The organism is Myroides injenensis M09-0166, from assembly GCF_000246945.1.
Classification (GTDB): domain Bacteria; phylum Bacteroidota; class Bacteroidia; order Flavobacteriales; family Flavobacteriaceae; genus Flavobacterium; species Flavobacterium injenense.
Map to the genome: position 1 here is coordinate 1 of NZ_BAEX01000125.1, position 6,927 is coordinate 6,927.

Consider the following 6,927-nt stretch of genomic DNA (forward strand, 5'->3'; position numbering starts at 1 on the left):
CAAAGGAAGTATCACAGGAGATGATATTATAGAAGTATCAAATGGTGCAAATACAACTTTAGGGGATGTAGCTTTTAGTATAAATAAAGCATCAATAGAAGCTGATAAATTAAGTTCTAGAGGAGTAATCAAGGGATCAGTGGCAACAGCAGATGGGACTGGTAAAGTTGTATATGAGCCAATAACTGCATCTGTTATTAAAAACTCTGGTTCTATAACAACAGATGATATTATTAAAGTTGACTCTGGTAAAAATAAAGTATTGTCAGATGTTAAATTTAGTTTAGCAGAAAATTCTGTGAAAGCTAATAAACTTAGTTCAGAAGGTTCAGTTAATGGTACTGTTGCCACTGCAGATGGTAATGGTAAAGTAGTTTATAAAGCTATAACGGCTTCTAATATCAATGGGATAGGTAATATTACAACAGATGGTGTTATAAGTGTAGATGATGGAAATAGAAAAGTATTTGGTGATGTTAAGTTAAGTTTAAAAGACGAAAGTATCTCTACTAAAAAGCTAATTGACCATGCTGTTACACAAGAAAAGTTGTGGGCAGGTGAGAATAAAAAAGACTTTGTTGCTACAGCAACCGCTTCTGGAAATGTTGTATATAAACCTTTGAGTGAAGTACAAAAAACAGGAGAGTTCTTGGCAGATAATAGTATTACAGTTTCATCAGCAACAGGAAAGCCACTATTAGAAGATGTGAAAATTGGAGTAAGTGAAAATGGGATTACAACAGTTCATGTTGAAAATAAGGCAATTACTACTGAAAAAATAGGCTCTTCTCAAAATGATGATAGTACAATGGTTTTAACTGCAGATGGAGTTGGAGGGGCAAACTTTGTTAAAGTTGATAATATAATTACAACAGTTTCAAAAGGCGATATAATAGGAAACGAGAGTATTTCTGTGAGTGGAGGTACTGATGTTTTAGTTGGTACTGATGATAAAAAAGTTGCTATTGGCATTAATAATGGAGGAGTTAAAACAAATCATTTAGCACCGACAAGTGTTAGCACACAAAAGATCCAAGACAATGCGATTACAACTGCTAAGGTCGGAGATAATCAAGTTACAGCAACTAAATTAAGTTCTGGACAAGCTGCTAATGGAACAGTAGCTATGGCAGATGGAACAGGTAAAGTAACTTATGCTCCAATCACTGCGTCTAGTATTGATGGCTTAGGAAATATTAGTACCGATGGTGTGATTGCTGTTGATAATGGAGACAAAAAGACTTTTGGAGATGTAGGGTTTAGCATAAATGATAAATCAATAGGTACTGGAAAACTAACTTCTGGTAATGCAAGTAAAGGTACTGTGGCAACTGCAGATGGTAGCGGAAATGTAACTTATGCTCCGATAGCAGCTTCTAGTATAGATCAAGTTGGAAATGTTACTACTGATGGAATTATAGTTGTAGATAATGGGGATGAGACAGTTTTGAAAACATTTAATTTAAGTATAGCAGATAATGGTATTGATAACAGTAAAATAGCAGACAAGGCTATAACTACTTCTAAAATTGATGATAATCAAGTTACAATAGCTAAACTTAGCTCAGAAACTGAAGGAGAAAACCAAATATTAACAACTGATGGTAATGGAGGTTTTAATTATACAACGATAGGGCAATTACAAAATAAGGCTTTTGATATCACAACAGACGGTATAATTGGTTTTGGTAATGGTGACGGTACAAAAGCTGTTCTTAAAGATATTAAATTGACTATTAATGATAATTCAATTGCAAAAGATAAACTAACATCTGAAAGTCAACCAGTAGATATGTTACTTGTGACAGATGGTAAAGGAGGATTTGATTATGTATTGAAAGAAGCAGTTCAAGCAGGAGGTTATGATTTAAAGGTAGGTAATTCATTAGAATTTGTTAATGGGGATGGATTGAATGCTGTATTAGCGCCAACAACTATTGTTATTAAAGACAAAGGTATTACTACTGCAAAGCTTGCTGACTCAGCTGTTACTACTGAGAAACTTGCTAAATTAAGTGTAACTGCTGATAAAATAAGTTCTAATGTAAATGGTCAAAATGCTGGGGTAGATAATGTATTAACTTCTAATGGAGAAGGAGGTACTGAATTTAAAAGCCTAACTAACTTAGTATTTGACAAGGGCGAAGCGTTAAATAGCGATACTTCAATATATGTGGATCCAAATAATAAAGCAGTATTGCACGAAACGAATATTCGAGTTGCTGATTTAGGAATTGATACTAAGCACTTGAAAGATAATAGTGTAGTTGTCTCTAAATTAAATTCAGAAGGTGCTAAAACTAATACAGTGCTAACTGCAGATGGTAAGGGTAAAGCAAGTTATAAATCGGTTGATGAATTGGTATTTACTCAAGGAAAACAAATGAGCAATGAAGATGGTTCTATTGAAATTAAGAATGGAGAGAAAGCTGTGTTAACACCGATGAATATTAATGTAAAAGAAGGTGGAATAGTAAATAGTCATATTGCAGAGAATACAATTACAGAGAGTAAACTAAATTCAGAACAAGCAAATAAAGGTTTTGCTCTAGTTTCAGATGGTAATGGTGGAGCTAAATATGAAGATATAAGTCAATACGTCCAAATAGAAGGAGAGGCTTTATCAGGAGTAGGCGCGATAGCTGTGGACGGTGGAAACCAGGCTTTACTTTCAGAAGCTTCTATTTCTATTAAAAACAAAGGGATTACCAATGATAAAATTGCTGATAAAACAATAACAGCAATTAAAGTTAATAGTGAGAATGCTCCTAAAGGTGCAATATTAGCTTCTATGGGAGATGGAGAAGCTAAATTTATAAATATAAATACTTACGCGGGGGATATTGCAAGTGAGGATGGTAGTATTACTGTTTCTAGTGGTGATAAAACTGTTTTGAAAGATGTTTCTTTAGATGTAAGTCCTAATGGAATATTAACAAAGCATATCGCTAATAAACAAGTAACTACAAATAAAATAAATGCAGAAGGGAGTAAAGCAGGTACTATATTAATGTCTGATGGTAATGGCAATGCCCAGTTTAAAGAACTTGAAATAGAAAAGAGCATTGTTAACTATTCTTATGATGCACAAGATACTGGAAAGAAATGGTTAAATACGCCATTAAAAGTAATAGAGCAAGTATTTGACATTACATTGAATGAGCCAACTAATAAAGTGGTTATTCCGGGAGTAGTTATTTCGAATGAAGTTTTAAGTATTCGTTTGATTAAGAAAGGGGAGAACTCTATATCTGAAGGCTTAATTAAAAAAGAAATCTCTGGAGGTAATACAATTTTGTATTTAGGTATGCCAGGTTTCTTAACTACTTATCATCCAAAAGGAGATTACTATTTAATTTTAGAGTACACTGTAAATTAAAGAGCAACAGAAATTATGAAATATATATATAGTTTAATATGTTTTACACTTCCACTTCTTATGTTTTCGCAAATAGGGGTTGGTACTCTAACACCTAATGAAGAATTAGAGATAAAGGGAGAAGTAATTTTTAGAAAATTAGAAGCTCAGAATCCCAGTAACTATAATAGAATCTTATCGGCAAATGATCAAGGACTATTAGGTTATGTAAATGGAAGTACTGATGGATATAGTTTTACAAATGTGTATTCTGTTTTTATGGATAAAAGTGTTGCTATAGAAAAAGAAGGTACAGCAAATCTAAATTTAGCTTACTCATTTGATTTAAAACCAAAGAGCTCAACAATTATTATTGTTAATTATAATGTTCCTATTTATTTATTAAATAAGGCAAATATTGATGATGTATCTACTTCCTTTGCAGGCTGTAAATTGGTACGTACTGATATGAATGGTACCGAAAATGAAATATTAGGGGCAAATAGAAAGTTCTCTTTTTCATCTATTTATCGTGGTAATAATTTGCGAGGAATGTTTATTGAAGGGAAGTGGGTAGAAATATTAATTAATGACAGTGAACAACCTAAGAAAGTTAATTATAAAGTCTATGGTTTTGTAGAGGGTTTTGCTAACGAGACTGTGTATTTTAGTTTTGGTAAAAAGAATATAGACAATACAAATGGTCTTGGTGGTATGTCATTAAAGGTTTATACAAAAGCATTATAACATGAGAATTCAATATACTATATTTTTTCTGCTATGCATAGTTAAATCATTTGCACAAGTAGGAGTAGGAACATTAGAACCTACTGCAGATTTAGACATAAACTATAAGGTAAAATTACCTGATTTGGAATCAACTAAAGATTTACATGAATTTGATAAGTATATCATAGCTGACGAAGATGGTAATCTAGGGTACCGCTATCACTATCAAAATGAGTTGATTTTTAATAATGTGTATTTAAAAAGGCTTGAAACTGTAAAAAGTATTGGGGAGGAAGGGTCTGTAAATTTGGAAATGCCTATTGAAGTAATAATACCTCCCCATTCTACTAGGCTTTTTGAAATTGTTTATAGTATTCCAATTATAATGGCTATTGATGATCCTAATCAAATTTATGGCGCAGCTTCTATTAGTTTAACTAAAGACATAAATAATGTTCAAACGGTTATCAAGGAGGCTAGTAGAGAAATTGCTTTCGCAGGAACATATAATTCTCAAGCTGCTGCAAAAGGTAGAGCTATTTCTAATTTCTACTTTGATAAAGTTGAAAATACTACAGATCAGGAAATTAAGATTATTTATAATTTGACAGCTAACGCAAGCAATGAAACAAGAAATATAAAAGTAGGAATGTGGCAGAGCTTTTCAGGTAATAATGGTAAATATAATTTCAATTGGGGGCGTGGTGTTTTTATGATTAGTGTTTTTGATATTTAAAAAAGGGAAATTATGAAATTCATATATATATTATTAGCATTTGTTTTGACAAATGTTTGTTTTGCACAAGTAGGCGTAGGAACGTTAGAACCTAAGTCTGATTTAGATGTCAATGGTTCAGTGCGTTTAAGAAAATTGGATAATGAAAAACAATATAACCGATCAGTCTTAACTAATTCTGAAGGCAAAATAAAAACATTGAATAATGAAAAGGACGCTTACCAGATGACAGATGTTTACTTTAAGACAATGGATAAAGTAATCGAAACAACTAAAGAAACAGCAAGTTTTTATAACGTACAAGATCCATTGCTTGAGTTAAATTTAGATATTGATGTTATTATTGAACCAAATACGGTTTCGGTAGTTTTTATGGACTATAATGTCCCGGTAGTGGTAGATGCCTCTTCAGGATCTTATCCTAATTATTTAGGTGTAACGTTAGTTAAGAAAAGTCAAGATATGGGAATGCCCCTTACTGAAATAGGAGAGGGAGCTAGAAAGTTTACCATTTATGATGTTAAGCAAAAAGAAAATCAAGATAAAATAATATCTATGCCAATTACTGGTACAGCAATAGATATTATGGAAAACCCTTCCGATACAAGAGTAGTAGTTACTTATTCTGTTAAAGGATATGTTGAAAGGGGAAGAGGTATTATGTATTTTGGTGGATTAAGTGATAACTTAGCTCAAAATGAAAACTTTGGTCATGGTATTTTTGTAATAAATGTATATGAACGTACTATAGTTAGATAAGGTTTATAGATAGAGAGAAGAAAGTTATTAGTATTATATAATGAAGTTTTACCTCAACAAGTATTAAAAGACTATGTGAAATATTTTTGGATTCTAGAATATGATAGCGTAAATCATGATATTTTAGATTTTAAAACTCTGCCGGATGGTGTACCTTCTATAATATTCATTGATCATCAAGAACACAAAATACAAAGTGAATATGATATAACTTCTCCTATCTATGTTTATGGGCAATACAGTAAATTCACTAATCAAAGAATGAAGGGGAGTTTTAGAATAATTGGTGTTTATTTACAACCAATGAGTTTAAAAGCTTTGTTTAATATAGACGCATTTGAATTGTACAATTGTAGCTTACCTCTAGAGGATATAGTTTCACAAGATGTTTTAGAACAATTAGGAAACGCAAATACTACAGAGGATAAGATTTTTATTCTTTCTGAATTTATTAAAAAGCTTATTCTTAAAACAAATTATGATTGTCATAAAGCACATTTTATTATTAATTCTTTTAAAAGAGGAAAATCATTACAAGAAGTACAGAATGAAATGAAAATAAGTGAGCGCTCATTAGAACGATTTATGAAAATGCATATTGGATTGTCACCTAAATTATTTTCTAGAATTATTCGCTTTCAGAATAGTTTAGATACACTAAGAACAAACGATAAATTTACATTAACTGAAATTGCTTACCACAATGAATATTTTGATCAAGCGCATTATAATAAAGACTTTAAATGCTTTGTAGGATGCACGCCTACGACTTATCTAAAGATTAGTGATGAGAAATTACTGAATTTTCCTCTAATGCATTTATGATATAAATAATCTTAATTTGCTTATTGTCGGTTTTTTACAATTATGCCTATTAAAGTACACATATTTTTGTTGCAGTAAAAACAATATAAAAAAGCAAAAAAGATATGTTAACTAAAGACATCAATGGAATTTCTAGAATAACGCCAATTAAGTGTAATGCACCAGTTGGAAAATATTCCCATATTACTTTTATACCTCATGATAAGAATATTTATACTTTTTCAGGACAAATAGGAATAAATGAGAAAGGTGTAATATCCAATAACTTTAATGAACAAGTAAAATGGACTTTTAAAAATATCAAAGCTTTACTAGAAAGTCAGCAATTAGAGTTTAAGGATATTATTAAAGTGAATATTTGGTCAACAAAAGAAATTGATTGGGAGTACTTTGATACCTTATGGGATAGTTCATTTATGAATAGTTACCCATCTATGACCATAGCATATATATCAGCATTAGGACTCGCTGAAATAGATATAGAGATTGAAATTTGGGCAGCAAAGTAATTGCTATAAAT

General features: G+C 31.3%; 5 protein-coding genes and 1 pseudogene. All 6 read left to right on the forward strand.

Annotated elements, in window-relative coordinates; all coding sequences use genetic code 11:
- Positions 1-3,379 (forward strand): annotated as a pseudogene (locus tag RH98_RS15795) (hypothetical protein); the annotation flags it as partial.
- 15 nt (positions 3,380-3,394) lie between these two features.
- Entirely contained in the window at positions 3,395-4,105 is a 711-nt protein-coding gene (locus tag RH98_RS14315; RefSeq protein WP_010256623.1) for a hypothetical protein, read from the forward strand.
- A 1-nt stretch (position 4,106) separates the two neighbouring features.
- A complete protein-coding gene (locus RH98_RS14320; RefSeq protein WP_010256628.1) occupies positions 4,107-4,823 on the forward strand; it encodes a hypothetical protein in 717 nt (238 codons plus the stop codon).
- 12 nt (positions 4,824-4,835) lie between these two features.
- Positions 4,836-5,582: a hypothetical protein gene (locus RH98_RS14325; protein ID WP_010256632.1), complete on the forward strand. Its 747-nt coding sequence runs from the start codon at positions 4,836-4,838 to the stop codon at positions 5,580-5,582.
- A 9-nt stretch (positions 5,583-5,591) separates the two neighbouring features.
- Positions 5,592-6,407, forward strand: a complete 816-nt coding sequence (locus RH98_RS14330) for an AraC family transcriptional regulator (RefSeq protein ID WP_026038929.1) — start codon at positions 5,592-5,594, stop codon at positions 6,405-6,407.
- Between the two features lie 104 nt (positions 6,408-6,511).
- Positions 6,512-6,916, forward strand: a complete 405-nt coding sequence (locus tag RH98_RS14335; protein WP_010256639.1) for a RidA family protein — start codon at positions 6,512-6,514, stop codon at positions 6,914-6,916.
- Positions 6,917-6,927 lie beyond the last annotated feature (11 nt).

What these genes read in the sequence shown, in the direction of transcription:
- RH98_RS14315 (WP_010256623.1), top strand. Translation starts at nt 3,395, where the DNA reads ATGAAATATATATATAGTTTAATATGTTTTACACTTCCACTTCTTATG.
- RH98_RS14320 (WP_010256628.1), top strand. Translation starts at nt 4,107, where the DNA reads ATGAGAATTCAATATACTATATTTTTTCTGCTATGCATAGTTAAATCA.
- RH98_RS14325 (WP_010256632.1), top strand. Translation starts at nt 4,836, where the DNA reads ATGAAATTCATATATATATTATTAGCATTTGTTTTGACAAATGTTTGT.
- RH98_RS14335 (WP_010256639.1), top strand. Translation starts at nt 6,512, where the DNA reads ATGTTAACTAAAGACATCAATGGAATTTCTAGAATAACGCCAATTAAG.